The sequence below is a fragment of the Curtobacterium luteum genome (genome assembly GCF_001475545.1).
Classification (GTDB): Bacteria; Actinomycetota; Actinomycetes; order Actinomycetales; family Microbacteriaceae; genus Curtobacterium; species Curtobacterium luteum_A.
The window spans coordinates 1-26,112 of record NZ_LDQC01000054.1 but is presented as its reverse complement, the minus strand read 5'-3'; the positions used below and the strand labels follow the sequence as shown (position 1 = coordinate 26,112).

The window sequence follows — 26,112 nt, the reverse complement described above, 5'->3', positions numbered from 1 at the left end:
TGCCTCCCGTCCGTCGGTCGGCCGGGTCCTGTGGAGACGGCTGGTGGTGTCGGCGGTGCCGACTACCCTTGGTCGCGTGGTCACCGCCCTGTATCGCCGTTACCGGCCCGAGAACTTCGCCGAGCTGATCGGGCAGTCCCAGGTCACCGATCCGCTGCGCACCGCGTTGCGGACGAACCGGGTCAACCACGCCTACCTGTTCAGCGGCCCCCGCGGCTGTGGCAAGACGACGTCCGCGCGCATCCTCGCGCGCTGCCTCAACTGCGCTGAGGGGCCGACCGACACGCCCTGCGGCGTGTGCCCGAGCTGCGTCGAGCTCGCCCGCGGCGGCGGCGGGTCGCTCGACGTGATCGAGATCGACGCGGCGAGCCACAACGGCGTCGACGACGCGCGCGACCTCCGCGACCGTGCGGTGTTCGCCCCCGCCCGCGACCGCTACAAGATCTTCATCCTCGACGAGGCCCACATGGTCACGCCGCAGGGCTTCAACGCCCTGCTCAAACTCGTGGAGGAGCCGCCGGAGCACGTCAAGTTCATCTTCGCGACCACCGAGCCCGAGAAGGTCATCGGCACCATCCGCTCGCGGACCCACCACTACCCGTTCCGACTCGTACCGCCCGCCGCGATGCTCGAGTACGTCGAGCAGCTCTGCCAGCAGGAGTCCGTGTCGGTCGCTGCGGGCGTGCTCCCGCTCGTCGTGCGCGCCGGCGGCGGATCGGTCCGTGACACCCTGTCGCTGCTCGACCAGCTCATCGCCGGGAGCGAGGACGGTGCGATCGCCTACGAACGCGCCGTCGCTCTGCTCGGCTACACGGACGCCGCGCTCCTCGACGACGTCGTGGACGCGCTCGCCGTGGCCGACCCTGCGTCCGCGTTCGCGGCGGTCGACCGCGTGGTGCAGACCGGGCAGGACCCGCGGCGCTTCGTCGAGGACCTGCTCGAGCGCCTCCGTGACCTCATCGTCGTCGCCGCGACGAACGAGAGCGCGGCCGCCGTCCTCCGTGGGGTGTCGCCGGAAGAGCTCGACACGATGACCAGGCAGGCCGGTGTGTTCGGCGCCACCGGGCTCTCCCGTGCGGCCGACATCGCGAACCGGGCGCTCACGGAGATGACCGGTGCCACCTCGCCCCGCCTGCACCTTGAGCTGATGACGGCGCGCATCCTGGTGCCGGAGAGCGACGACACCCAACGTGGTGCCCTCGCGCGGGTCGAGCGGCTCGAGCGACGCATCGGTGTCGGTGACGCCGGTGGGCACCAGGCCGAGCCGGTTCGCGCTGCCGGCGGTGCCGAGTCGAGCCGCGGTCAGGCCCCCGCTGCTCCGACGCCGTCCCCGGCACCGACGTCGTCCTCCGCGCGGCAGACCGCGCCCGGCGCCGCGACCGCTCCGGCCGCGACCGCTCCGGCCGCTCCCGCATCGACCGCCTCCGCGCCGGCGCAGCCACCGCGCTCCGCCGGCGCCCCCGCGTCGTCCGTCGCTGCTCCGGGGCAGGAGACAGCGACCGCGCCGGGCGCTGCGGCGCGTGACGCCGCCGCGTCGTGGGCCGCAGCGGTGCCGAGCGCAACGCCGGACCCGCAACCGTCGTCCGCGGGCGGATCGCCGTCGAGTGGTTCCTCGGCACCCGTGAGCTCCTCGTCCACCGGCCAGGGGACGGCCGTCGGTGACGAGCCGGCGGTGCAACCGGTCGGGGTCGTCGGCTTCCAGCAGATGCGGGACGCATGGCCGCAGGTCGTCGAGCACGTGCAGCGTGCCAAGCGTTCGGCATGGTCCGTCGTGGTGACTGCGCAGGTGACGGCGCTGCGGGACGACGTCCTGACCCTGACGTTCCCGAGCCAGCAGGACGTCGCTTCCTTCAAGGAGATGTCCGACCCCTCGGCCAGCGTGAGCGAGCTGCTCCGTGCGGCGATCGTGGACGTGCTCGGGATCCGCGTGAAGTTCGTCGCACGGGGACCGGCGGCAGCTGGGGCGCAGCAGCACCCGACTGCGGAGCAGCCGCAGCAGCAGGCGCCCAATCAGCAGCAGGCGCCCGGGCAGCAGCAGGCACCCGGGCAGCAGCAGCGTCCGGCACCGGAGCCCCAGCGGCAGGAACGCCCAGCGCAGCAGCAGGAGCCGCAGCAGCAAGAGTCGCGCCGGCAGGAGCCGCGCCAGCAGGAGCCGCGCCAGCAGGAGCCGCGCCAGCAGGATCGGCAGCCCACACCGGCGCAGCAGCCCGCCGAGCCGAGCGCACCCGTCACGGAGTGGGCGGTCGCCGCGATCCCGACCTCGGATCCGTCCGCGGGCGCGGTCCCCGAGTCGGTCCAACCGACCTGGGGCGCCCCGTTCGGACAGACCGACCCGAACGAGCCCGTGGCGCCGGCAGAACCACAGCGCCCGGACCCCGCGGCCGACGCGGCGCTCGCCGCGCAGCTCCGCCCGGCGTCGTCCTTCTCGGCACCGGCACCCCGGGCCGCGCAGGCGCCTGCCTCGGCTGCCGAGTCCACCGCGACCGGCGAGTCCGCCACGAGCTCCGACCAGGTCACGGCAACTGCTGCTGGCACTCCCACAGCGGGCCCCGCGATGACCTCGGTGGTCTCGCCGTCGACCGACGTCCCGGTGGACGACTACCCGCTCGACGACGAACCGTACGACGACGGTGCGCCCTTCCCGGACCCGGGGTACGGCGCCCCGAGTGGTGGACCCGCTCAGCGCGCCGCAGCCCCGCAGCAGCAGGCGCCGCGGCAGGCTGCCCGTCCGGCCGCCGCGCCCGCGCCCCAGGTCCGTCGCACCGCCGTCGCCGGTCGCTACGGTGAGGCCGTCGTCCGCGAGATCCTCGGTGCGCAGTTCATCGAGGAGACCGCCCTCCACGAGGACGGTGGCTGATGTACGACGGCATCGTCCAGGACCTCATCGACGAGTTCGGCCGTCTGCCCGGCATCGGACCGAAGTCGGCGCAGCGCATCGCGTTCCACATCCTCCAGACCGAGTCGTTCGACCCGACGCGGCTCTCCGAGCTCCTCGCCGAGGTCAAGGAGAAGGTCCGGTTCTGCGAGGTCTGCGGCAACGTCACCGAGAACGTGCAGTGCAGCATCTGTCGTGACCCGCGCCGTTCCCCGAGCGTGATCTGCGTCGTGGAGGAAGCGAAGGACGTCGCGGCCATCGAACGGACGCGGGAGTTCCGCGGGCTGTACCACGTGCTCGGCGGCGCCATCAGCCCGATCGACGGCGTCGGGCCGGACGACCTCCGGATCCAGCAGCTGATGACCCGCCTGGCCGACGGCACCGTCGACGAGGTCATCATCGCCACCGACCCCAACCTCGAGGGAGAGGCCACCGCGACGTACCTCAGTCGACTCCTCGTGCCGATGGGCATCCGGACCACCCGCCTGGCGTCCGGGCTGCCCGTCGGCGGCGACCTCGAGTACGCCGACGAGGTCACCCTCGGCCGGGCGTTCGAGGGCCGACGGCTCGTCGGCGGCTGACCCCCACGCAGGATCGTTGCGTCGGGGGCCGCCTCGACGCAACATCCACGAAACACCCTCTACGATTGTCGGAACCGCGCGCTCCGCGCGTCCGCCCCGTCCCCAGGAGTACCAACCCGTGGCCTTGATCGTGCAGAAGTTCGGTGGATCGTCCGTCGCGGACGCCGAGAGCATCAAGCGCGTGGCGAAGCGGATCGTCCAGACGAAGAAGGCCGGCAACGACGTGGTCGTGGCCGTCTCCGCGATGGGCGACACCACCGACGAACTCGTCGACCTCGCGCACTCCGTGACGCCCATCCCCGCCGGCCGCGAACTCGACATGCTCCTCACGGCGGGGGAGCGCATCTCGATGGCGCTCCTCGCGATGGCGATCAAGAGCCTCGGTGTCGAAGCGTCGTCGTACACGGGCAGCCAGGCCGGCATGCTGACCGACGCGCAGCACGGCAAGGCACGGATCGTCGACGTCACCCCGAAGCGCGTGCGTGAGGCCCTCGACGCCGGGCACGTCGCGATCGTCGCGGGGTTCCAGGGCTTCAACCGCACGACGGGGGAGATCACCACGCTCGGTCGCGGGGGCTCCGACACGACGGCCGTCGCCCTCGCGGCAGCGCTCGACGCCGACGTCTGCGAGATCTACACCGACGTCGACGGCATCTTCACCGCCGACCCCCGCGTCGTCCCGCGCGCCCGCAAGGTCGAACGCATCACGAGCGAGGAGATGCTCGAGCTCGCGGCCTCCGGCGCGAAGGTCCTCTACATCCGTGCCGTCGAGTACGCCCGTCGGCACGGCGTCACCCTGCACGTCCGCTCGTCGTTCTCCAACGCCGAGGGCACCATCGTCTACAACCCTGCAGAGGGGGAAACCGTGGAAGAACCGATCATCACCGGCATCGCCGGAGACCTCTCCGAGGGCAAGATCACCGTCGTCGGCGTGCCCGACACCCCCGGCAAGGCCGCCGAGATCTTCACGATCGTGGCCCGTGCCGGTGCGAACATCGACATGATCGTGCAGAACGTGTCCGAGGCCGTCACGGGTCGCACGGACATCTCCTTCACCCTCCCGAAGGACCAAGGTCAGGGCGTCCTCACTGCGCTCGAGGTCGCGAAGGCCGACATCGGGTACGAGAGCATCCAGTACGACGACCAGATCGGCAAGCTCGCACTCGTCGGCGCCGGCATGCGCACGAACGCTGGTGTCTCCGCACAGTTGTTCCGTGCGCTCCACGAGGCCTCGATCAACATCGAGATGATCTCGACGTCGGAGATCCGGATCTCGGTCGTCACCCGCGCCGACACCCTCAACGACGCCGTGCGCGTCGTGCACGAGGCCTTCGGCCTCGACGGCGAGACCGACGCCGTCGTCTACGCCGGCACCGGCCGCTGAGCCCGCAGATCCACCAGGAGCACCCCATGAGCAACCCCACCGTCGCCGTCGTCGGCGCCACCGGTCAGGTCGGCGCCGTCATGCGCCGCCTGCTCGAGGAGCGCGCGTTCCCCGCCGACCGCGTCCGCTTCTTCGCGAGCGCCCGCTCCGCCGGCACGACGCTCCCGTTCCGCGGTGAGCAGATCGTCGTCGAGGACTCCGAGACCGCCGACCCCTCGGGCATCGACATCGCGCTCTTCTCGGCCGGCGCCACGGCGTCGCGCGCCCTCGCGCCGAAGTTCGCCGCCGCCGGTGCGGTCGTCGTGGACAACTCCAGCGCCTGGCGCATGGACCCCGACGTCCCGCTCGTCGTCAGCGAGGTCAACCCGCACGCGATCGACGACGCCCCGAAGGGCATCATCGCGAACCCGAACTGCACGACGATGGCGATCATGCCCGTCCTGAAGGTCCTCGACGCCGAAGCCGGGCTCCGTCGCCTCGTCGCGACGACCTACCAGGCGGTGTCGGGCTCCGGGCTCGCCGGCGTCGAGGAGCTGCTCGGCCAGGCACGCGCCGCGCTCGAGCAGGACACGGCGCAGCTCACGCACGACGGAGCCGCGGTGACGTTCCCCGAGCCCGTCAAGTACGTCCGCCCGATCGCCTTCGACGTCGTCCCGCTCGCTGGGAGCATCGTCGAGGACGGTCTCGGCGAGACCGACGAGGAGAAGAAGCTCCGCAACGAGAGCCGCAAGATCCTCGAGCTGCCCGACCTCCTCGTCGCCGGCACCTGCGTCCGCGTCCCCGTGTTCACGGGCCACTCCATCTCGGTGAACGCCGAGTTCGACCGGCCGCTGTCGCCCGAGCGCGCGACGGAGATCCTCGCGAGTGCACCCGGTGTCGAGCTCTCCGAGGTGCCGACGCCGCTCCAGGCCGCCGGGCAGGACCCGTCGTTCGTCGGCCGCATCCGTGCCGACCAGTCCGCGCCCGAGGGGCACGGCTTGGCACTGTTCGTCAGCAACGACAACCTCCGCAAGGGTGCCGCGCTCAACGCGGTGCAGATCGCCGAGGCGATCGTCGCTCGCCGCGCGATCGCCGCATAGCGTCGGCCGGTCCGGACGCCGACACGGGACGGCCGGGAGGCACGGTGCGGGCCCGCACCGTGCCTCCCGGCCGTGCCGTCGTCACCCCGCTCCCACCGCGCGACGGTAGGATCGACGGGTGGCAGTGAAGCAGGTGGATCCGATCGACGTCGTCCTGGTCGGGGGTGGCATCATGAGCGCCACGCTCGGCGCCATCATCCACCGGCTGGAGCCGAGCTGGAAGATCCGCGTCTACGAGCGTCTGGGCAGCGTCGCCCAGGAGTCCTCGAACCCGTGGAACAACGCCGGGACCGGGCACTCCGCCCTCTGCGAGCTGAACTACACGCCCGAGCTCGCCGACGGACGCGTCGACATCAGCAAGGCCGTCGGTGTCAACGAGCAGTTCCAGGTCTCGCGGCAGTTCTGGTCGTTCCTCGTCGAGCAGGGTGCGCTCCCGGAGCCGTCGAACTTCATCAACCCGACGCCGCACATCTCCTTCGTGTGGGGGGCCGAGAACGTCGAGTACATGCGCAAGCGGTACGACGCCCTGAAGGACCACCCGCTGTTCGCCGGGATCGAGTACTCGGACGACCCGCAGCAGATCCGGCAGTGGGCGCCGGCGCTGATCCCCGGTCGGAAGAAGGACCAGCCGATCGCGGCCACCTACTCCGCTGCGGGTTCGGACGTCGACTTCGGCTCGCTCACGCGTCAGCTCTTCGACCAGCTCGAGATCGACGGCGTCGAGTTCGAGTCGTCGCACCAGGTGACGAAGGTCACGCGCTCGAAGATCAGCGAGGGGTGGGTGCTCGACGTCCGGAACGAGATCGGTCGCTCGACGCAGCGCATCGCGGCGAAGTTCGTGTTCGTCGGCGCCGGTGGCGGGGCACTCCACCTGCTGCAGAAGTCGGGCATCCCGGAGATCCGCGGCTACGGCGGGTTCCCGGTGTCGGGGGAGTTCCTCCGCACGGACGACCCCGAGGTCGTGCAGAAGCACTCTGCGAAGGTCTACGGCAAGGCGAGCGTGGGAGCGCCCCCGATGTCGGTGCCGCACCTCGACACCCGCATCGTCGACGGCAGCGCATCGCTCATGTTCGGCCCGTACGCCGGGTTCAGCCCGAAGTTCCTCAAGCAGGGGTCCGTGCTGGACCTGTTCAAGAGCATCCGGCCGCACAACCTCCGCCCGATGCTGAGCGTGGCGTTCTCGAACTTCGACCTCGTCCGGTACCTCGTCGGCCAGCTGCTCGCCTCGAAGCAGACGAAGTTCGACGCCCTCCGCGACTTCATGCCGACCGCGCAGCCGGAGAACTGGCACCGCATCACGGCTGGACAGCGCGTCCAGGTCATCAAGCCCGACGAGGAGAAAGGCGGCGTGCTGCAGTTCGGCACCGAGGTCATCACCGCGGCCGACGGCTCGATCGCCGGACTCCTCGGCGCGAGCCCCGGAGCGTCCACGGCCGTGCCGATCATGCTCAAGCTCCTCGAGCGCTGCTTCCCGGACCGTTGGGCCGGCTGGCAGCCTGTCGTCCAGCAGATGGTCCCGACCTACGGGAAGGACCTCGGGGACGACCCGCAGCTCGCGGACGAGACGCTCGAGCGCACCGCGAGGGTGCTCGGCCTGCACCACTGAGCAGGCGCCGCGGCTTGCGCACGGTTCGAACGTGTGTTCGAATGGCGGCATGCGGTGGAGCGGACAGGCGATCGACGCGTCGCAGGACGACGCACTCCCGGGCATGGAGTCGAACAGCGGGTTCGTCCGGAGCGTGACGACGCCGGAGTTCGCCGGGGTCACGTTCCACGAGGTCCTGGCGAAGAGCGCCCTGAACCGCGTGCCGAGTGCCGACGGCGACGGGACGTACGGGTGGACGATCAACCCGTACCGCGGGTGCAGTCACGCGTGCGTGTACTGCTTCGCGCGCCCGACGCACACCTACCTGGAGTTCGACGGCGGCGCGGACTTCGACCAGCAGATCGTGGTGAAGACCAACGTGGCGGAGGTCCTGCGGCGCGAGCTCGCCAAGCCCACGTGGGAAGGGCACCCGGTCGCCCTCGGCACCAACACCGACCCGTACCAGCGTGCTGAGGGTCGCTACCGCCTGATGCCCGGTGTGATCGAGGCGCTGGCCGACGCCGGCACCCCGTTCAGCATCCTGACGAAGGGGACGCTGCTGCGCCGTGACCTGCCGCTCCTCGCCGCCGCGGCCGAGCGGGTGCCCGTCGACCTGGCGATGTCGATCGCGGTGTACGACGACGACCTCCAGCAGTCGGTCGAGTCGGGGACGCCGACCACGGCGGCGCGCCTGGCCACGGTCCGAGCGATCCGGGACGCCGGACTCGACTGCGCCGTGTTCCTCATGCCCGTCCTGCCGTACATCACGGACACGAAAGCCCACCTCGACGACGCTGTCGGTCGTGCCGTCGCGGCCGGAGCGACGAGCATCATGTACTCGGCGTTGCACCTCCGGCCCGGGGTCAAGCCGTGGTGGGCCGCCTGGCTGCGGCAGCACCGTCCTGACCTCGTCGAGCGCTACCGGTCGATGTACCTCGACAACACCTACGCGCCGAAGGACTACCGACGCTGGCTGGGGGAGCGGATCCGGCCGATCCTGCGCGCGCACGGCGTGGGTCTCGGCGCGGTCGACCCGACCACCGGGTCGATGGGGCACAGCGTCGACCGCAAGCGGGTGACGCCGCTCAAGCGGGCGGCACCGGACTTCGCCGAGCGGCGTACCGTGGCCGGGACATCGCCGACGCTGTTCTGACATCCGCTCCGCGTTCGGGGGACACCCGATGTCGGAGCGGGCCGGTATCATCGGGCGGGTCGCTGTCCACGCCTCGTTTCGGGGTACACGGACGGCGGCGAGACCTACCCGGAAGGACGACCCACCCGTGCTCGGCATCCCCACGCACCTCGCGCCGCGCGTGAATGCCTGGTCGACCGTGCGCGCCTTCCACGCGGCCGCCGTGGGGTCGATCGCCGCGGCGGCGATCGCGCTCCTGCTGCTCGGTGCGAGCGACCCGGGGGCACGCGTGACCGGAGGCGTGCTCGCGCTCGTGCCGATGCTCGGGATGATCGGCGTCCACGTGCAGTTCGGCACGTGGCGCTCGGCCGTGGCGTTCCTCGTCGTCGGCGGCGTGTGCGTCTGGTGGTTCGCGACGGTCGTGCAACGCGAGGTCGAGGTGCCCTGGGTGGCGTCCTACCTGCTGTCCCTCGCGGTGATCCCGCTCGTCCTCGTGGGCGGGGCCGGGGCGGTGCCCGGACGGGTCGTGCTCTGGTCGGTCGGCGGCTTCCTCGTCGGACGCGGCGCCGCCCTCGTCGCGCTCGTGCAGACCGGCGGCACCCCGCACCCGCTCGTCCTCGCGTGGGTGACGCTCGCGTTCGTGGTCGCACTCGTGCTGTTCACCAGCCGCGCCACCGCACGGTCCACCCGCGTCCAGCCCGAACTCCTGCGGTCCGCGCGTGAGGAGCACGTCTCCGCGTACCGTGCCGGCGTCGAGGCCGAGGCGGCGGCGATCCTGCACGACACCGTCCTGAACCACCTGGGCGCCATCGCGATCGCCCCGGACGGCCCGATGGACCGGCAGCTCGCCCGGACGGTGGACACGGACATCGCGGTGCTCACCGGGCGGGAGTGGCTCGCCACGCCGGGCCTCGACGAGGGGGCGGCGGCCGACGCTCCCGGTGCCCCGGTGCGTGTGTTCGAGCAGCTGCTGGAGGACGAGCGCGACCGCGGCCTCGCGATCGCGATGACGGGCGAGCAGACCTCGCTGGAACGCCTCGACGACCGCACCCTCGACGCCCTCGTGCGAGCGGTGGGGCAGTGCCTCGCGAACGTGCGGAAGCACGCCGGTGTGGACGCCGCCGAGGTCAGCGTGTTCGACGACGGCGCCTCGACCACAGTGATGGTCGTGGACGACGGCCGCGGCTTCGACGAGTCGGCGACGGGCTCGGACCGGATGGGGCTCCGCGGCTCGGTCCGGCAGCGCATCGAGCGGGTCGGCGGCTCCGTGCAGGTGTGGTCCTCGCCGGGAGCAGGGACGAGCATCATGATGACGGTCCCCGTGGCTGAGCCGGCGGACCTCGGCGTGGTGCCCACGCGCCCGGCCGAGGACGACCCGGAGCGGGCACGGTGACGGCCACGCGCCGGACCGCCCAGCAGTACGACCCGCTCGGCGCCATGGGATCGCGGCCGTTCGCCGTCGTGATCGGCGCCGCGGGGACCCTGTGGGCCCTGCTGGTGTCCCTGTTCGACCGCGACGTCGTCGGGAGCCCTGGACTGAGCGCGCTCACGGTGCTGCTGGTCGCGGCCTCGGCGACCGTGGTGATCGCGGCGTCCAGCCCGTTCCGGGCTCCGTTCACCCGGGTCGCGTACATCGCGCACGTGGCGCTCCTCGCGGCGGCCTCGGTGACCAGTGTGGCGGCGCAGTGGGGGCCGGACCGGAACGCCCTCAACGACTTCATGTGCCTCCTCACGGCGACCGGCATCGTGATGGCCGCGCCGTACCGGCCGTGGACGGACCTCGCGGTCGGCGGGTTCCTGCTCGCCGCCGTGAACGGCGTCACCTGGGGGGTGGGAGCCGCCGTGTTCCCGCACCAGGTACCGGTGGCGGTCGCGGCGTTCCTGGCCGCGGCGCCGACCCTCGTGCTGACCGGAGCGTCCGCGGTGTTCGCGTCGACGTTCTCCGGCCTCGCCGAACGGGTGCAGATCCGCGCCGGGTCCTACTCCGTCGAACGTGCCGAGCAGGACGGCATCGCGGCGAGCGTGCAGCAGGACCGGTCGACCGTGCTCGCCGACGAGGTCGCACCGTTCTTCGCCGAACTCCGCACCCGAGACGTGATCACCGACGTCGACCGAGCTCGTGCCCGTGCCATCGCCGACGGCCTGCGCCGAGGGATGGTCGCCGACGCCGACCGGACGTGGTTCGAGTACGCGATGCGAACCGAGGGCGGCGAGCGGTCCGTCCTCGACGACCCCGACGGGCTGCTCGCGACGCTCGACGTCGACCAGCGGACGGTCGTCCGGACGTTCCTCCGTGCCACGCTCCGCGCCGCCGCGGTCGATCCGGCAGGCCTCGCCGTCCGCGCCCGTCACGCACCGGGGAACCGGGTCGAGGTCGCCGTCGACGTCGTCGTCGCGGACTCGGACATCGGGATCCACCGCACGTTCGACCCCTACCTCGCCGTCCTCCGCGTCACGTTCCCCGACCTCGACGTCGCGGTCCGACCCTCCGCCCTCGCACTAAGGTTCTCGTATGACCAGCACTGACCCGAACCGGCTCTCGGAGGGCGGTCCCGTCCTCCCGACCCCGGGCACCCGCCGGGTGCGGTTGGCCATCCTCGACGACCACGAGGTGCTGCTCGACTCCCTGTCGAGCTGGATCGCCGTCAACGCCTTCGACTTCGACCTGGCCCTCACAGCACACACCTGGCTCGAGATGGTCCACAGCGACAGTTTCCCGACCGACCTCGTGTTCCTCGACTTCCAGCTCAAGGAGCCGGTGTCCATCGAGGCCCGCGTCCGCACCTGCCGTGCCGCCGGGGCGAAGGTCATCGTCCTCTCCAGCGTCGACAGCCGTGAGTCCCGCGACCGCGCCCTCGCCGCCGGCGCCGCAGCCTTCCTGTCGAAGTCGCTGCCCATGCGCGAGGTCATGGACGTCGCCCGGGAGATCATGGGCGTCGCCCGCGAGACCCCGCCGCAGCGCGACTGGCGGCCGCTGCCGACCGGGGCGAACGCGCACCAGCGTCCGAAGCTCAGCCACGGCGAGGAAGAGGCGCTGCGCCTGTACGTGTCCGGCTACTCCACGAACGAGGTCGCCGCGCAGATGAACGTGCAGTACGAGACCGCGAAGACGTACCTCCGCCGCGTGCGCGAGAAGTACAGCAAGGTCGGCCGTCCGGCGTCGAAGAAGTCCGACCTCATCCGTCGCGCGGCGGAGGACGGGTTCCTCGCGTAGTGGCGAAGCTCTACTTCCGCTACGGCGCGATGAACAGCGGCAAGAGCACCGGGCTGCTGCAGGCGGCGTACAACTACGAGGAGCGCGGTCAGCGGGTCCTGCTCGCCAAGCCGGCGGTGGACACCAAGGGTGACCACGAGATCGTCTCCCGCCTCGGCGTCACCCGCGCGGTCGATGTCGTGTTCGCCCCGGCTGACGACGTGCGCGCGGCCGTGTCCGCCGCAGGGTCGGCCGACCCGGAGTCCGGACGGCTCGACGGCATGGTCCGGCCCGTCAGTTGCGTGCTGGTCGACGAGGCGCAGTTCCTGACGCCGAAGCAGGTCGACGACCTCCTCCGCATCGCGGTCCTCGACGGCATCCCGGTCCTCGCCTACGGCATCCGTACCGACTTCCGGACCGAGGCGTTCCCCGGCAGCGCACGCCTCCTGGAGATCGCGCACTCGCTGGAGGAGCTCAAGACGATCTGTCGCTGCGGTCGCAAGGCGGTGTTCAACGCGCGGCTGATCGACGGCCGGTTCGTCTTCGACGGGTCGCAGGTCGCCATCGACGGCGAGGACGTCACCTACGAGTCCCTCTGCGCCAACTGCTACCTCACGGAGTCCGGCGGGCACCTCGACGGCGACTGACGGTCGCCGCCGGCGGCTGGTCGCCATCTGACGGCCGGGAGGCGCGGTTCGGCGCCGCCACGTGCCTCCCGGCCGTCGGGTGGTCCGGAATGCAGGTGGGCCGGGCCGTGTTGGTGCCCACATGAGCGACGCATCCGTGCACCTGTCCGTCCTCGATCTGGCCACCCGCGAGTACGGCCAGTCCAACACCGACGCCCTGCAGGGGTCGATCGACATGGCGGTGCACGCGGAGCGGCTCGGCTACGAGCGCATCTGGGTCGCTGAGCACCACGGGATGCCGGGCATCACGTCCTCGGCGCCCGCGGTGCTGCTGAGCGCGGTGGGTGCCGCGACGTCGACGATCCGCATCGGCTCCGGGGGAGTGATGCTGCCGAACCACGCCCCGCTCGTGGTCGCTGAGCAGTTCGGCACGCTCCGGGCGCTCTACGGCGACCGCGTCGACCTCGGCATCGGGCGCGCACCCGGCACCGACGGGGCGACGGCCATGGCGCTGCGCCGAACCGACCGGCTCGATGTGGACGACTTCCCGCAGCAGCTCGCGGACCTCATCGGCTTCTTCACCGGGATGGACGCTTCGAACCCGCTGTCGCGCATCCGCGCCGTGCCCGGGTACGGGGACGTCCCCGAGTTCTGGCTGCTCGGCTCGTCGGGCTACAGCGCCCAGGTCGCCGGAGCGCTCGGTGTCTCGTTCGCCTTCGCCCACCACTTCGCTTCGGACAACACCGAGGCGGCGCTCGCGCTCTACCGTGACTCCTTCCGCCCCTCGCGCTTCCGGTCTGAGCCGAACGCGCTCATCGGCGTCCAGGTCGTCACCGACGAGGACCCGGCGGTGATCGCCGAGCAGTCCGCGCCGGGGATGATCTCGTTCATCCGGATGCGCCAGGGCGCGAAGCCCGAGCCGGTGTCGATGGAGGAGGCCCGGGCGTACGAGTTCTCCGACCTCGAGCGTCGGTTCATCGAGGCCCGCACGGCTCGGCAAGCGTACGGCAACGCGGACGAGGTCGCGGCGAAGATCAACGCGCTCGTCGAGTCCACCGGCGCGGACGGCGTGATCGTGGCGCCGGGGGCCGCGCAGGCGCGGTACCGGCACCAGGCGCTCGACGTCGTCGCACGGTTGCACGGCGAGGGGCGGCTCGTGCGGGCGGGCGCAGCGGTCGCCTGACCTTTTGGTGCCGCTGCGCTCGAGGGAGCGCAGCGGCATAGTTCACGGGTGGAGTCGGACCTGCTTCCAAGGGGACGTGAACGCCTCGTCCACTGCACGACCGCAGTCCGTCCCGCTCGCCGTGATCGCTCCGCCGGGGCGTGCAGTGACGCGGGCACACCCGACGAGGTTCACCGAGTCGCCGTCGAACCAGCTGTGATGTCGGAGAGGATCGTCGTCGACGTGAACGGCTTTGTCGACTCGATGTCCTCCGTGTAGGCACCGAGGATTCGCCTCGGCCCTGCAGCCCGTCGCGACCATGGAGGTCGTCAGCGCCATGCTGTGCGCCGCCGCAAGCCGGCCTAGGACCTCTTGACCGGACAAATGGGGTACAAAATCGGGGGACTCACAGGTCCGCTCAACTACCTACTGTGCCAATGCTTCGCGGTTTGCTAGCTTGCTAACAGCCGAATACAAGGTCTTGGGGGAGCAGCCGCGTCGCGGATCCCTTCGTCATGCCCGGAGGGGGCCCGTTGAGGAAGTCGACCATCGCCATCACCGTCATCGGAGCAGCGCTCGTCGGTGCCGTCGGCACGTCTGCGGTCTCGGCTCTCGATGCGCACGACGACGCTGCTGCGAGGACCGAGAGCTCTTCCTCGTCTGCGCCGCTCCTCTCGCTGGACCAAGTCCCGGGGGCTTGGCGGCATGCCACGGCCGCGATCCACGAGCCCCTGCCCGAAGGATTCGTCTTCCCGGCTCAGCCGCCTGCCTTCTTCGACCCGGACGACCCGCAGACCCCCGAGGCGTTCGTGCCGGCGCTGCCCAAGCAGATCGCCGCGCGGTGGTGGCGCTGCGCCTGGATCGCGTCGGCGCGAGATGCCGTTCCCGCCGAGCGAGTCGCTGCGACGGAACGGGCTGAATCGATGGTGGATCGATGGTACGAGATGGACGGCGTCAAGGGCGACGCCAATTTCTCCGACTACGACGCCAGGATGCGTGCCGCGGCGGAGGCCGCGGGCGAGAGCCGTCTCGACATCGAGTACGAACTCGACTGTGGACGGCTCGTCTTCGAAGAAAAGGGACATTCATGAAGAACAAGATCGGCAAGCGATCCGCGCTCGTGACGCTGGCTGCGATGGCAGGGGCCCTCGGCATGCTCGTGACCGCGACGCCAGCGCAGGCGACGACGACGACGCTCAGCGGCACGGTGCCGTCGTGCGGCACCGCCGTCGCGTACGGGACTGCCCGCACGAACTCGCAGGCGCAGAACGCGGTGTCGTTCAAGGCGACGAACGTCGGGCCGTGCGGTGGCTCGCTCTCGATCGCCCTGCGGAACTCGTCGGGCAAGACCTACGCCCGAGGCACCGCCAGCCAGAACCAGACCGTCGCCATCAAGTCCGACAACGGCAACTACTGGGTCGCTGCGGGGACGTTCTACATCAACGCCTCGTCCAACGGGGCCTGTGGCTCATCCGGCTGCGCAGCGGGCAAGTCCTGGTCAGCATCGTTCACGTACAACGTCCGATGGACTCCGTGATCTGACCAGACACGGGGTCGCCTCGTCGCGCTTCGGAGCGACGAAGCGGCCCCGTTCCCTTCCACGCGATGGTCCGGCATCCCCGGGCGCGCTCAGTCGCCTTGACGGCGACGTTCGTCAACGCGGTCCTGTGCCGCAGAGAGAAGAATCCCGTGCTCAGACGTGTCCGCTCCGGTCTGGTCGCAGCCGTCGCGATCGCCGCAGTCCTCGGGACCGCGACGGTCGCGCAGGCCGCCGCTCCCACGCCGGTCGACCCCGACAAGAGCCTCCCACCTGTGGAGATGCCGATGCGGGGTGACGCGGTACCGGAGGGCAGTCGAGATACCGTGCTCGGCGCGGGCTGGGCGCGATCGGGCGATGTCGCGACCACCTTCGCGGGCGATGCTGGCGGTTTCTCGGTCCTCCGCGGCGCTGCGGCCGACGGGTACGCATGGAAGACGCTCGCTCGGCTCTCCGTTCCGGGGATCGAGACTGATCAGTGGATTGGGAACGGCTGCATCACGGGAGACGGCGCACACGTCGTCGTCGTGTACGGTCCGCGTGGCCTCACCAACGACGAGCAGCTCTTCAGCGAGGGGGCGTGGGCAGCCGTGGTGGACACCGCTGACGGCGAGGTCCGAAGCCTCGGGCGGGGGTACTCCCTCTCGTACGCGAACCCCGGCTGCGGTGCGGGTGACAGCGCGACGCTCGTCCGGTATGACGGCGGCACGACGTCCATCGGTGCCTTCGAGCCCTCGACGGGCGATGTCGACTGGACCGTACGGCTCAAGGGCGAGTTGACCAGCGTCGTTCCGCTCGCCAGCGGCGTCGCCGCGGCTGCTGCCCCAGGCGAACTCGTCCGGATCACGGCTGACGGCAAGCGCTCCCGAATCGCGTCGACGACGGGTACCGCGTACGACCTGACCGTGACCAAGGGCCGGATGTCCTGGGCCGAGCACGCCGACACTCGTGCCTCGGTCCGCTCCGCATCGCTGACGAGCGGAAAGGTCTCCGATTCAGCGCGCAAGGTCGCCACGGGAGGCGTGGACGACCTCGGGATCACGGCTGACAGTGCAGGTCGGACGTGGGTGACCGGTACTGCGTCGACGCTCGCGAAAACCGCTCCGACGGACATCCACCGAGCACGAGTCGCCCGCGACGCCGTCGTCTCGTCACAGGGGCGTCTTGCCACCTCCGGTGTTCGTGCCGTGAGTCCGGGCAACGCCGCAACGGGAGCGGACACGCCCGTGACGGTGCAGTCCGTGAGCATCCCCACATCGAAGTCGGTCGAACTCGGAACCGTCGTCGACGCCGAAGCACCAGGACTGCCGCTCGGGGAGGCTGCACCTGCTCCGCAGGTAGAGCGCCGCACCCTGAGCACGAGCGCGTCGTCGCCGTCGCTTCCCGCAGAGGAAGAACGGACGTGCGCGGTGCCGCGGAACGATCCGAGCAAGCAGGTGTTGCAGCCCAAGCCTCGACAGGTCGAGTGGGCGGTGAACCGCATCGTCGCCGGTCAGCTGACGATCAAACGTCCCGCCAACTGGAACTCGAGCGGCATGGCCGCGTACGCGCCGGGGACGATGTTCCCGAAGAAGGCGTTGTCTGGGGGCGGGTCGATCCCGTCGCAGGTGCTCCTCGGAGTCCTGGCGCAGGAGTCGAACCTCTGGCAGGCCTCTCGGTACACCTCACCCGGAGAGACGGGCAACCCGCTCATCGGGAACTACTACGGGAACGATCTCTCCGCATCGGTGAGCAGCTCGGAGTTCTGGAAGGTCTCGTTCGCGAACGCGGACTGCGGGTACGGCGTCGGGCAGATCACCGACGGCATGCGACTCGCCGGACGTGAGCGCCCGGGGGAAACGGCCCTCCCTGTGGCACAACAGCAGGCGATTGCGCTCGACTACACCGCGAACATCGCTCGCGCTGCTCAGATGCTCACGGACAAGTGGAACGAGACCCGCGCAGCAGGGAGCACCATCAACAACGGTGACCCGAGCAAGATCGAGAACTGGTACGCCGCGACCTGGGCGTACAACACCGGGTACCATCAGCCGAACGGCAGCGGGCGGTACGGTCTCGGCTGGTTCAACAACCCGGCGAACCCGATCTACCCACCCGGGCGCGGATCCTTCCTCGACGGGCGACCGGCAGACGCTGCGAAGCCGCAGAACTGGCCGTACCCGGAAAAGGTGCTCGGCTTCGCGGCGAACGCTCTGACGCTGGTCGAGAACCAAACCGTGGACGCCGAACCGACGTACGTGGCTGCGTTCCGCACCGCTTGGTGGAACGGCGACTCGACGTCCGGGCCGAAGAACCGGACGGCGGTCAAGCCGCCGACGACGGCATTCTGCTCCATGAGCAACAACGAATGTGACCCGAAGACGACCGCCGTCTGCACCCGTGCGGACTCGGAGTGCTGGTGGCACGGGAACGTGACCTGGAAGAAGGACTGCGACACCACCTGCGGGAACGAGTTCACGCGCTTCTCGCCGGCGGCCGACTACATGGCCGAGCAGGCGAACGGGACGAGCTTCCCGCCGAACTGCTCGACCTCCGGACTGCCGAGCGGTTCGCTCGTCATCGACGATCTGCCGATGACGACGTCATCCGGGACCGTCACGAGTGCCCCCGCCCGGTCCGGTTGCGCACCCGTCACCTCGAGCGGCACGTTCGCCTTCGACTTCGGGCGGCGATCGGCGTCTGGGAGCTACCCGTCCAAGATCGACCTGCATCAGCTCGGATCGGGCTTCAACGGACGATTCTCGTTCTCGCACACGTGGCAGAACGGCGAGGGGCCGGCGTCTCAGATCACGGGCACGTGGACGCTGAACAAGAGCTTGAACCAGTGGGGCCGAGTGTTCGTCCACACGCCCGACCACGCGGCTTGGGCGCAGGACGCCAGGTACAAGGTCGACGACGGCGTGAAGACGCACGATCGGGTCCTCCCGCAGCGGAACTTCGGGAACTCGTGGAAGTCCATCGGGGTGTTCAACTTCAACGGAGTGCCGAGGGTCTCGTTGTCGAACGTCACCGGAGACGGCGACGACGTCGATGCCGCGGAGGACATCGCTTGGGACGCCGTGGCCATCCAACCGCTCACGGCCAAGCCGAAGGACTTCATCGTCTCGATCGGCGACTCCTACTCGTCAGGGGAAGGGTCCCCGGGAGCGTCGACACAGGAGGTCAGCGGGTACTACCCCGTGACCGACAACAACGGGACCGTTCCTCGCTTCAAGAATGCCTGTCACCGATCGCCGAACGCTTGGGTTCGCAAGGCTGCCGTTCGACAGCTCGCATCGATCGGTTCTCGCGCCGACTCGCTCGATCCGACGCTCGACTTCCACCAGATCTCCTGTTCCGGAGCCACGACCGAGAACCTGCTGCAGAAGAAGCAGTCCGAGCCGCCACAGCTCCAGCAGGGCTATCTCGACGAGAACACCACCCTGGTGACGCTGAGCATCGGCGGCAACGACATCGGGTTCGCGCCGGTCATCCAGAACTGCGTCCTCATGGGACTTGCTCAGCAGAGCTGCATCGGGACCGCGCAGCCCGGCGCGTACGACAAGCTCAGCAAACTCGGTGGCAACGTCGGTTCCGTGATCGACAAGATCCGCCAGGATGCACCGAAGGCGACGATCCTCTTCCTCGGGTACCCGCCGATCTTCTCGAACGGAGTCAGTTGCGTGAGCATCCGGCAGAACGATCAGGGCTGGCTCGACCAGCTCGCCGTCGACCTGAACAAGACGATCGAGAACGCCGTCGTCGCGAAGGATCAGCCCGGCGCGCGCGTCCTCTTCGCGGATCCGAAGAAGGCCTTCGAGGGCCGGAACATCTGTGCATCGAACCCAGCGGTGAACGGGCTCATGCCGTACACGCCGATCAACTACGGGTCGCGGACCAACGGGGACACACCCATGGTGTCGTTCAGCGTCCCGGGGCCGGACTTCGCCCTGGGGGTCGCGCAGTCGAGCTTCCATCCGAACAACGCCGGAACGAGCCTTTACGCGGGAGTGATGCAGGGAACGCTTGACGGTGTCTACTGAGTCGATTCGTCGCCCGCGGTCTCCCGCGACGGTGATCGCGCTCGGAGCAGCGCTGGCCTTGACGGTGACCGGTTGCACTTCGGGTGAGACCGGAGCGCGGCGGGATGCGACAACCACAGCGCAGGGCAACCTGCGCGTGGCTGTCGCGCTTCTCCGGGAAGCGGCGGAGGGCGCTCATTCCTCCTCGCAGCTCCGCTCAGCAGTAGAGGCACTGCCATCGCACGACGTGTCCATCACGGACGTCCGCGGATGGGACGAAGATCGCTTCTCGGCGGCCACCTCACCGATCCACGTCGCGGTGCTCAAGGTCACCGATGGTGAAACGGTGTCCGTCGATCTGTACGCGGGAGCGATGGCGTCCGCACCGCCCTTCAACCAGGCGGCTGCGGTGCACGGTTGTGTTCGCGCCCGACTCACGCCTGGAGACGGGAGCAGCACACTCGAGCCGACCGAGTGCCCGGTCTTCTTGGGTTACCTGGATGACGGAGAAGACATCTCTGCGAGCCTCGCCATGATCTGAGAGTTCAGCGAGAAAGGCCCCGGTCCTGTGGACCGGGGCCTTGCTGTCGGGGTGACAGGATTTGAACCTGCGACCTCCTCGTCCCGAACGAGGCGCGCTACCAAGCTGCGCCACACCCCGCGGTGTGATCGCTCCGAACCGGAGCAACCCCAGAAGTCTACCGGATGATCGAGGGTGCTCACGACCATCTCCGGGACGCCCGGGCGCGTCGGACTCCCGGTCAGTCGGTGCGCGCCGTGAGCGTGACGACGACGGCCTCGGGACGGCACGAGAACCGGACCGGAGCGTAGATCGACGTGCCGAGCCCGGCGGAGACCTCGAGCCACGACCAGTGGTTCCGGTGCTCCCACTTGTTCAGCCCGCTGACGTAGCGGCGGGGGAGGTCGCAGTTCGTGACGAGTGCACCGACCCCCGGCACCTGGACCTGCCCACCGTGCGTGTGCCCGGCGAAGATCACGTCCGCGCCCTGCGTGACGAAGGCGTCGAGCACGCGTCGGTACGGCGCGTGGGTGATCGCGATGGAGACCGGCGCGGGGCCGTCCTCGTCCTCGGACCACGGGACGTCGCTGCGCATCTCGTCGACGTTCGTCGGCAGCAGGTCGAGTCGGTCCCAGTCGCGGTGGGCGTCGGACGTGCCGAACAGCTCGAGCCGCGAACCGCGGAGTTCGATCGCATGCGCCTTGTCGTTCACGTCGAGCCACCCCAGTGACTCGAAGAACGCCGTCTGCCGATCGATGTCGAGCTCGACCGGACGAGCACCGCCGCCGCCGTGCGTGCTCGGTCCGCCGAAGTACTTCAAGGGGTTGCGTGGCGTCGGACCGTAGAAGTCGTTCGAACCGTAGGCGAACGCCCCCGGGACGCCTCGGAACGGCTCGAGCGCGTACTCGACGGCGGAGTTCGCCGTGGCGTGCCCGAGGTTGTCGCCGGTGTTCACCACGAAGTCGGGCTCGACGAGACTGAGGTCCCGCAGCCACTGCTGCTTGTCCGCCTGCCACGGGGCCATGTGGATGTCCGACAGGTGCAGGACCACGATGTCGCGGGACCCCGGCGCGAGGACGGGGACGGTCTCCCACCGGATCCCGAACCGCCGCCGTTCGACGAGCGAGCCCCACGCAACGGCGGCGCCGCCGACGGCCGCGCCCGCTGCGAGGATCCGGAGCGCGGCGCGGCCGCGCGTCACTTGCAGTCCTTCGGCGCCTTGCCGTCCTTCGTGCCGTACAGCTTCACGGTCACACCGGAGTCCTTGCCCACGACGGAGTCAGCCGCGGGGTCGGTCGAGGCGACCTTGCACTCCTTGGAGCCGCCGCCCTTCTCGTACTGGTCGGAGACCGAGACGTTGGTCAACCCCGCCGACTCGAGCTGCGAGCGGGCGCTGCCGACGTCCTTGCCCGCCACGTTCGGCACCGAGGCCTGCGAACCATCGCTCGTGTAGACCGTCACGCTCGCGCCCCGCGAGAGGAACGAGCCAGCGGCCGGCGACGTCTTCGACACCTGGCCCGCGTCGCCCGCACCCGGTTGCGTCCCGCCGTCGACGTACGTGAACCCGGCGGCGGAGAGCGTCGATCGTGCTTCGTCGGCGGACTTGCCGGCGAGGTTCGGCAGCTGGACGCTGTTGCCGCGGATCGCCGTCGAGGACGGGTCCGTGAAGGTCCCACCCGGGTAGGCGGCGTTCACCGGGGTCTGCGCCTGCCGCCAGACGTCGGCGCGGACGCCCGCGTAGGTTCCGTTCACGCCGTTGCTGTAGTGCCGGAGGTTGAGCTTCCGGCCGTCAGTGTTGCCCTGCCAGTAGGCCGTCGCGACCTTCGTGGAGGCACCGACCAGCCAGATCTGCTCGGCGTAGTCGGTCGTACCCGTCTTGGCGAACATCTGCGTGCCGTCGTAGGTCTGAGCACCGCGGGCCGTACCGCTGGTGATCGTCTGCTTCATGGCGTAGATCGCGGTCTGCGCGATGACGGGGTCAACCGCCTGCGAGCAGTCCTTCGCCTGGCCGCCGAGCTTCTTGCCCTCGGCGTTCGTGACCTGGTCGATCGCGACCGGGGCACAGAACGTGCCGTTGTTCGCGATGCCGGCGTAGGCGGCCGCCATGGTGAGCGGAGCGACTTCGTTCGTCCCGAGGATGAAGGACGGGTTCTTGCGGAGCTCGGTGCCGTCGGCGCGGTGCACGCCGAAGTTCTCGGCCATGGTCTTGATGTCGCAGAGGTCGAGCTTCTGCGCCATCGACGCGAACGCACCGTTGATGGAGCCAGCGGTCGCGCCGATCACGCTGTAGTTGCCGTTCTCACCGGGGGAGTCGTTCGACACGTCGAACTGCGTGTAGTCCTGCTGACCGCAGATCGTCCACGGGGAGACGACGCGCGCGGTGCCGTTGACGGTCTCGTTGAGACCGTGCCCGGCCTTGATCCAGTCGAGCAGCGTGAACGCCTTGAACGTCGAACCGGTCTGGAAGCCCTTCGAGCTGCCGTACTTCTCGTCCACCGCGTAGTTCAGCGACGTCGACGTCGGCGCCGACTTGAGGGCCTCGTCGAAGTCCTTGTTCTGGGCCATCGTCAGGATGCGACCCGTACCGACCTCGACCGAGTCGAGCGTCGCGCCGAGCGCGATCTGCGTCTCGGCCTTGTTGTCGTACGTGTTGAGGATCTGCTTCTGCTGGGCGTTGAGGTCGATGTTCAGCGTCGTCTGGATCTTGTAGCCGCCGTTGCGCCAGGCGGTGTCGCGCTCCTTCTGCGTCCCGCCGAGCTGCGACATGCCCTTGACGACCTTGACGGCGTAGTCGCAGAAGAACTGCGATCCGTCGCCGACCGAGGCGCGGCAGCCCTGCGTGGGCTGGGTGAGCCGAACGTAGTCCTTCGGGGTCGACGCGATCGCCTTGTCGAAGGCTTCCTTGTCGATGTGCTTCTGGGCGTACATCGACTTGAGGATGACGTCGCGACGGGCCTTGTTCGCCTCGTAGTTCTTCGACGTCGAGAGGTTGCGGGTGTTCGGCGACTGCACGATCGCGAGGATCGACGCGGCCTCGGCCGGGGTGAGGTCGGTCGCCGACTTGTTGAAGTAGTGCTGCGCGGCGGCCTGCACGCCGTAGGTCTGGTCGCCGAAGTAGGCGATGTTGAGGTACCCGGTGAGGATCTCCTTCTTGGAGTACTTCTTCGCCAGGCCGATCGCGAGCTTCATCTCCTCGAGCTTGCGGGGGATGGTCGTCTCGGTGGCCTCGTTGTAGGCCTTGAGACGCTCCTTCTCGGTGGGGAGCTCGAGCGCCTGCTGCATCTTGATGTTGCGGACGAGCTGCATCGTGAGCGTCGAGCCACCGCCCGACTCGCCGAGCCCGCCGGCGAGGCTGCCCACACCCGCACGCACGAGCGAGGTCATGTCGACGCCGCCGTGCTCGAAGAAGCGCTTGTCCTCACCGTCGATGGCGGCGTTCTTCAGGTTGTCGCTGATCTGGTCGTACTTGAGTTCCTGACGGTTCTGGTCGTACACCGTCGCGAAGTGGACGCTCTTGCCGCCCTGGTACGCGTAGAGCTCGTTGCGCTGCGGGAGGTCACCGATCTCGATGTACTCCGGGAGCGACTCGAAGACGCCGATCGTCGAGGTCGTGGTCACGCCCGCCACCGCGATCGCGGGGGTCACGCCGATCGTCACGAGGAGTCCGGCGAGCACGCTGAAGCCGACGAACCCGACGAAGGCACCGACTGCGGAGACAGGTTTGGTCCGCGAGGCAGACGTCTTCTGGGCAGACATAGGATGCAGCCTAAACGACACCGCCGACTGAAAGGCTGGCAAGGAACCGCATGACCCGCTGGGAATACTTCACCACGCCGCTGATGATCCACACCACGACGGCCATCCTCAACAACTTCGGCGACCAGGGCTGGGAGCTCGTCCAGGTCGTGACCGGCCCGGAGGGCGGACTCGTCGCGTACATGAAGCGCCCGAAGGCCGACGCGTGAGCGTCGCGGAGCGGCTCGCCGAGCTCGGTCTGACCGTCCCCGCGGTCGCGGCGCCGGTCGCCGCCTACGTGCCCGCGGTCGTCACCGGTCGGTACGTCCACACCGCGGGGCAGCTGCCCTTCGTCGACGGCGCGCTGTCCGTCACGGGGAAGGTCGGAGGCGGTGTCGACCCGGAGACGGCCACCGCCGAGGCCCGCACCGCGGCGCTCAACGCCCTCGCTGCCGTGCAGTCGGTCGCCGGCTCGCTCGACCGCGTCGCGCGGGTCGTCAAGGTCACCGTGTTCGTGGCGTCCGACCCGTCGTTCACGGGCCAGCCGGCCGTCGCGAACGGCGCCTCCACGTTGGTGGGCGAGGTCTTCGGTGACGCCGGTGTCCACGCGCGCAGCGCGGTGGGTGTCGCGGTCCTCCCGCTGGACGCACCGGTCGAGGTCGAGTTGGTCGTGGAGCTGACCGACTGACGGACGGTCAGCAGCGCACGTCACGCGAGCCGTGCCTCCAGGCAGTCGACCTGGAGGCACGGCTCGCGTCGTTCCTGCTACATGAGTTCCGCGATGGTCGCCATGATCGTCGGGTCGGCCAGCGTCGTCGTGTCGCCGATGCGGCGGCCCTCGGCCGCGTCGCGCAGGAGCCGCCGCATGATCTTGCCGGAGCGCGTCTTCGGCAGCTCCGGGACGATCACGACCTGTCGGGGCTTCGCGATCGCGCCGATGCGCTTGCCCACCCAGTCCCGGAGCTCCTTCGCCGTGGCCTCGCGGTCGACGCCGTCGGCGGCCTCCGCCGTGAGGATCACGAACGCGACGACCGCCTGACCGGTCGTCTCGTCCGCCGCACCGACGACGGCGGCCTCTGCGACGCCCTCGTGGCCGACGAGTGCTGATTCGATCTCGGCCGTCGACAGGCGGTGGCCGGAGACGTTCATGACGTCGTCGACGCGCCCCTGCACCCAGATGTCGCCCTGCCCGTCGAGCCGTGCGCCGTCACCGGCGAAGTAGCGGCCCGGGAACCGCGACCAGTAGGTCTCGACGAAGCGGTCGGGGTCGTTCCAGATGCCGCGTGCCATCGACGGCCAGGGGTCGGCGATGGTGAGGTAGCCGCCCTCGCCGGGGTCGACGCGGTGCCCGTCCTCGTCGACGATCTCGGCGGTGATCCCGGGCAGCGGTGTCTGCGCGGCACCGGGCTTGAGCTTGGTGACGCCCGGCAGCGCGGAGATCATGATCGCGCCGGTCTCGGTCTGCCACCACGTGTCGACGATCGGCGTGCGGTCGTGGCCGATGACCTGTCGGTACCACTGCCACGCCTCGGGGTTGATCGGCTCGCCGACGCTGCCGAGCAGGCGCAGGGTCTCGAGGCTGCGTGCCTCGGGGATCTGCCGGCCGGCCTTCATCGCCGCGCGGACCGCCGTGGGCGCCGTGTACAGGACGGTCACGCCGTACGAGTCGACGAGGTCCCACCAGCGGCCGGGCTTCGGCTCGTCGGGGGTGCCCTCGTAGAGCACCTGGGTGACGCCGTTCGCGAGCGGGCCGTAGACGACGTAGGAGTGCCCGGTGATCCAGCCGATGTCGGCCGTGCACCAGTAGACGTCCTTCTCCGGGTGCATGTCGAAGACGTTCCGGTGCGTGTACGTCGCCTGCGTCAGGTACCCGCCGGACGTGTGGACGATGCCCTTCGGCTTCCCGGTCGTGCCCGACGTGTAGAGGATGAAGAGCGGTGTCTCGGCGGGGAACGCCTGCGCTTCGTGCTCGGGGGCGGCCTTCGCGAACTCGTCGTGCCACCAGAGGTCGCGGTCGTTCCAGGCGATCTCGTTGCCGCCACGCTTGACGACCAGGACGTGCTCGACGCTGTCGGTGCCCTCGCCCTCGAGGGCCTCGTCGACCGCCGGCTTCAACGCCGAGACCGCTCCGCGGCGCCAGCCGCCGTCGGCCGTGACGACGAGCTTCGCCTCGGCGTCCTCGATGCGGGCGCGGAGGCTCTCGGCGCTGAACCCGCCGAACACGACCGAGTGGATCGCGCCGATGCGGGCGACGGCGAGCATCGTCACGACGGCCTCGGGGATGAGCGGCAGGTAGACCACGACGCGGTCGCCCTGGCCGACGCCGAGGTCGGTGAGCATGTTCGCGGCACGCTGCACGTCGGCGGTGAGCTCGGCGTAGGTGATCCGCCGCGTGTCGCCCGGGGCGCCCTCGAAGTGGATCGCGACCCGGTCGCCGTCGCCCGCCCGGACGTGCCGGTCGAGGCAGTTCTCGGCGACGTTGAGTTCCCCGTCGGCGAACCACTTCGCGAACGGGGCGCCGGACCAGTCGAGCGTCTGCGTGAACGGCGTCCGCCAGTCGAGGAGCGTGCGAGCCTGCTCGGCCCAGAAACCCTCGCGGTCGGCGGCCGCGGCGTCGTGCAGGTCCTCGTGGGCGACGGCGTCGGCGACGAACTCCGGCGACGGGGGGAACGTGGGGCCGTCCTCGTGGCGGGGTGCGGCGT

Annotated in this window: 20 protein-coding genes and 1 tRNA gene; 17 read left to right on the top strand and 4 right to left on the bottom strand. The window is 69.9% G+C overall.

The features are described 5' to 3' along the window. The first annotated feature begins 76 nt into the window (after positions 1-76). The 15 genes from NS184_RS10140 (at position 77) to NS184_RS10070 (ending at position 19,696) form a co-directional block, all read left to right on the top strand. The gene (locus tag NS184_RS10140) at positions 77-2,857 is read left to right on the top strand and encodes a DNA polymerase III subunit gamma and tau (RefSeq protein WP_058725995.1); all 2,781 of its coding nucleotides are present in this window, start codon (positions 77-79) and stop codon (positions 2,855-2,857) included. After that, positions 2,857-3,456, top strand: coding sequence for a recombination mediator RecR (recR, locus tag NS184_RS10135; protein WP_058725994.1), 600 nt, complete (start codon positions 2,857-2,859; stop codon positions 3,454-3,456). Before NS184_RS10140 ends, recR begins: the two co-directional genes overlap by 1 nt. A gap of 118 nt (positions 3,457-3,574) precedes the next feature. Further along, on the top strand, positions 3,575-4,840 hold the full coding sequence (locus NS184_RS10130; protein WP_058725993.1) for an aspartate kinase: 1,266 nt from the start codon (positions 3,575-3,577) through the stop codon (positions 4,838-4,840). A gap of 26 nt (positions 4,841-4,866) precedes the next feature. Next, positions 4,867-5,919, top strand: a complete 1,053-nt coding sequence (locus NS184_RS10125) for an aspartate-semialdehyde dehydrogenase (RefSeq protein ID WP_058725992.1) — start codon at positions 4,867-4,869, stop codon at positions 5,917-5,919. 118 nt (positions 5,920-6,037) lie between these two features. Next, positions 6,038-7,525: a malate:quinone oxidoreductase gene (locus NS184_RS10120; RefSeq protein ID WP_083513610.1), complete on the top strand. Its 1,488-nt coding sequence runs from the start codon at positions 6,038-6,040 to the stop codon at positions 7,523-7,525. Positions 7,526-7,574: 49 nt separating this feature from the next. Beyond that, on the top strand, positions 7,575-8,657 hold the full coding sequence (locus tag NS184_RS10115) for an Rv2578c family radical SAM protein (RefSeq protein ID WP_242863022.1): 1,083 nt from the start codon (positions 7,575-7,577) through the stop codon (positions 8,655-8,657). Positions 8,658-8,784: 127 nt separating this feature from the next. Continuing rightward, complete coding sequence (locus NS184_RS10110; RefSeq protein ID WP_058725991.1) at positions 8,785-10,029, top strand: sensor histidine kinase; 1,245 nt, start codon at positions 8,785-8,787, stop codon at positions 10,027-10,029. Beyond that, entirely contained in the window at positions 10,026-11,162 is a 1,137-nt protein-coding gene (locus tag NS184_RS10105; RefSeq protein WP_058725990.1) for a hypothetical protein, read from the top strand. Before NS184_RS10110 ends, NS184_RS10105 begins: the two co-directional genes overlap by 4 nt. After that, on the top strand, positions 11,149-11,850 hold the full coding sequence (locus tag NS184_RS10100; RefSeq protein ID WP_242863021.1) for a response regulator transcription factor: 702 nt from the start codon (positions 11,149-11,151) through the stop codon (positions 11,848-11,850). Before NS184_RS10105 ends, NS184_RS10100 begins: the two co-directional genes overlap by 14 nt. Next, on the top strand, positions 11,850-12,476 hold the full coding sequence (locus tag NS184_RS10095) for a thymidine kinase (RefSeq protein WP_058725989.1): 627 nt from the start codon (positions 11,850-11,852) through the stop codon (positions 12,474-12,476). Before NS184_RS10100 ends, NS184_RS10095 begins: the two co-directional genes overlap by 1 nt. A 121-nt stretch (positions 12,477-12,597) precedes the next feature. Further along, complete coding sequence (locus NS184_RS10090; protein ID WP_058725988.1) at positions 12,598-13,638, top strand: LLM class flavin-dependent oxidoreductase; 1,041 nt, start codon at positions 12,598-12,600, stop codon at positions 13,636-13,638. Between the two features lie 512 nt (positions 13,639-14,150). Beyond that, positions 14,151-14,708: a hypothetical protein gene (locus NS184_RS10085; RefSeq protein WP_152998169.1), complete on the top strand. Its 558-nt coding sequence runs from the start codon at positions 14,151-14,153 to the stop codon at positions 14,706-14,708. Next, positions 14,705-15,154, top strand: coding sequence for a hypothetical protein (locus NS184_RS10080; RefSeq protein ID WP_058725986.1), 450 nt, complete (start codon positions 14,705-14,707; stop codon positions 15,152-15,154). Before NS184_RS10085 ends, NS184_RS10080 begins: the two co-directional genes overlap by 4 nt. Before the next feature lie 152 nt (positions 15,155-15,306). After that, complete coding sequence (locus NS184_RS10075) at positions 15,307-19,176, top strand: GDSL-type esterase/lipase family protein (RefSeq protein WP_058725985.1); 3,870 nt, start codon at positions 15,307-15,309, stop codon at positions 19,174-19,176. Positions 19,177-19,402: 226 nt separating this feature from the next. Further along, a complete protein-coding gene (locus NS184_RS10070; RefSeq protein ID WP_058725984.1) occupies positions 19,403-19,696 on the top strand; it encodes a hypothetical protein in 294 nt (97 codons plus the stop codon). Positions 19,697-19,742: 46 nt separating this feature from the next. Here NS184_RS10070 and NS184_RS10065 read toward each other — a convergent pair. The 3 genes from NS184_RS10065 to NS184_RS10055 all read right to left on the bottom strand — a co-directional run bounded on the left by NS184_RS10065 (position 19,743) and on the right by NS184_RS10055 (position 23,431). Continuing rightward, positions 19,743-19,816: transfer RNA gene (locus NS184_RS10065), tRNA-Pro, on the bottom strand. Positions 19,817-19,916: 100 nt separating this feature from the next. Next, positions 19,917-20,876 carry a metallophosphoesterase gene (locus tag NS184_RS10060; RefSeq protein ID WP_058725983.1) on the bottom strand — a complete coding sequence of 320 codons (960 nt, stop codon included), beginning with the start codon at positions 20,874-20,876 and terminating at the stop codon, positions 19,917-19,919. Next, positions 20,873-23,431 (bottom strand): transglycosylase domain-containing protein, encoded by a 2,559-nt coding sequence (locus NS184_RS10055; protein WP_058725982.1) that lies wholly within the window; start codon positions 23,429-23,431, stop codon positions 20,873-20,875. The genes NS184_RS10060 and NS184_RS10055 overlap by 4 nt, the downstream gene beginning before the upstream one ends. 50 nt (positions 23,432-23,481) lie before the next feature. Here NS184_RS10055 and NS184_RS18335 point away from each other — a divergent pair, with 50 nt between their 5' ends. Both NS184_RS18335 and NS184_RS10050 read left to right on the top strand, forming a co-directional pair. Further along, entirely contained in the window at positions 23,482-23,640 is a 159-nt protein-coding gene (locus NS184_RS18335) for a hypothetical protein (protein WP_193750444.1), read from the top strand. Continuing rightward, on the top strand, positions 23,637-24,098 hold the full coding sequence (locus NS184_RS10050) for a RidA family protein (protein ID WP_058725981.1): 462 nt from the start codon (positions 23,637-23,639) through the stop codon (positions 24,096-24,098). Before NS184_RS18335 ends, NS184_RS10050 begins: the two co-directional genes overlap by 4 nt. Before the next feature lie 77 nt (positions 24,099-24,175). Here NS184_RS10050 and acs read toward each other — a convergent pair. After that, positions 24,176-26,112: acetate--CoA ligase (acs, locus tag NS184_RS10045; RefSeq protein WP_058725980.1), on the bottom strand; the 1,937-nt coding region annotated here is incomplete at its 5' end.

Coding starts and splice junctions, on each gene's coding strand:
- NS184_RS10090 (WP_058725988.1), top strand. CDS start 12,598: ATGAGCGACGCATCCGTGCACCTGTCCGTCCTCGATCTGGCCACCCGC.
- recR (WP_058725994.1), top strand. CDS start 2,857: ATGTACGACGGCATCGTCCAGGACCTCATCGACGAGTTCGGCCGTCTG.
- NS184_RS18335 (WP_193750444.1), top strand. CDS start 23,482: ATGACCCGCTGGGAATACTTCACCACGCCGCTGATGATCCACACCACG.
- NS184_RS10125 (WP_058725992.1), top strand. CDS start 4,867: ATGAGCAACCCCACCGTCGCCGTCGTCGGCGCCACCGGTCAGGTCGGC.
- NS184_RS10100 (WP_242863021.1), top strand. CDS start 11,149: ATGACCAGCACTGACCCGAACCGGCTCTCGGAGGGCGGTCCCGTCCTC.
- NS184_RS10055 (WP_058725982.1), bottom strand. CDS start 23,431: ATGTCTGCCCAGAAGACGTCTGCCTCGCGGACCAAACCTGTCTCCGCA.
- NS184_RS10080 (WP_058725986.1), top strand. CDS start 14,705: ATGAAGAACAAGATCGGCAAGCGATCCGCGCTCGTGACGCTGGCTGCG.
- NS184_RS10115 (WP_242863022.1), top strand. CDS start 7,575: ATGCGGTGGAGCGGACAGGCGATCGACGCGTCGCAGGACGACGCACTC.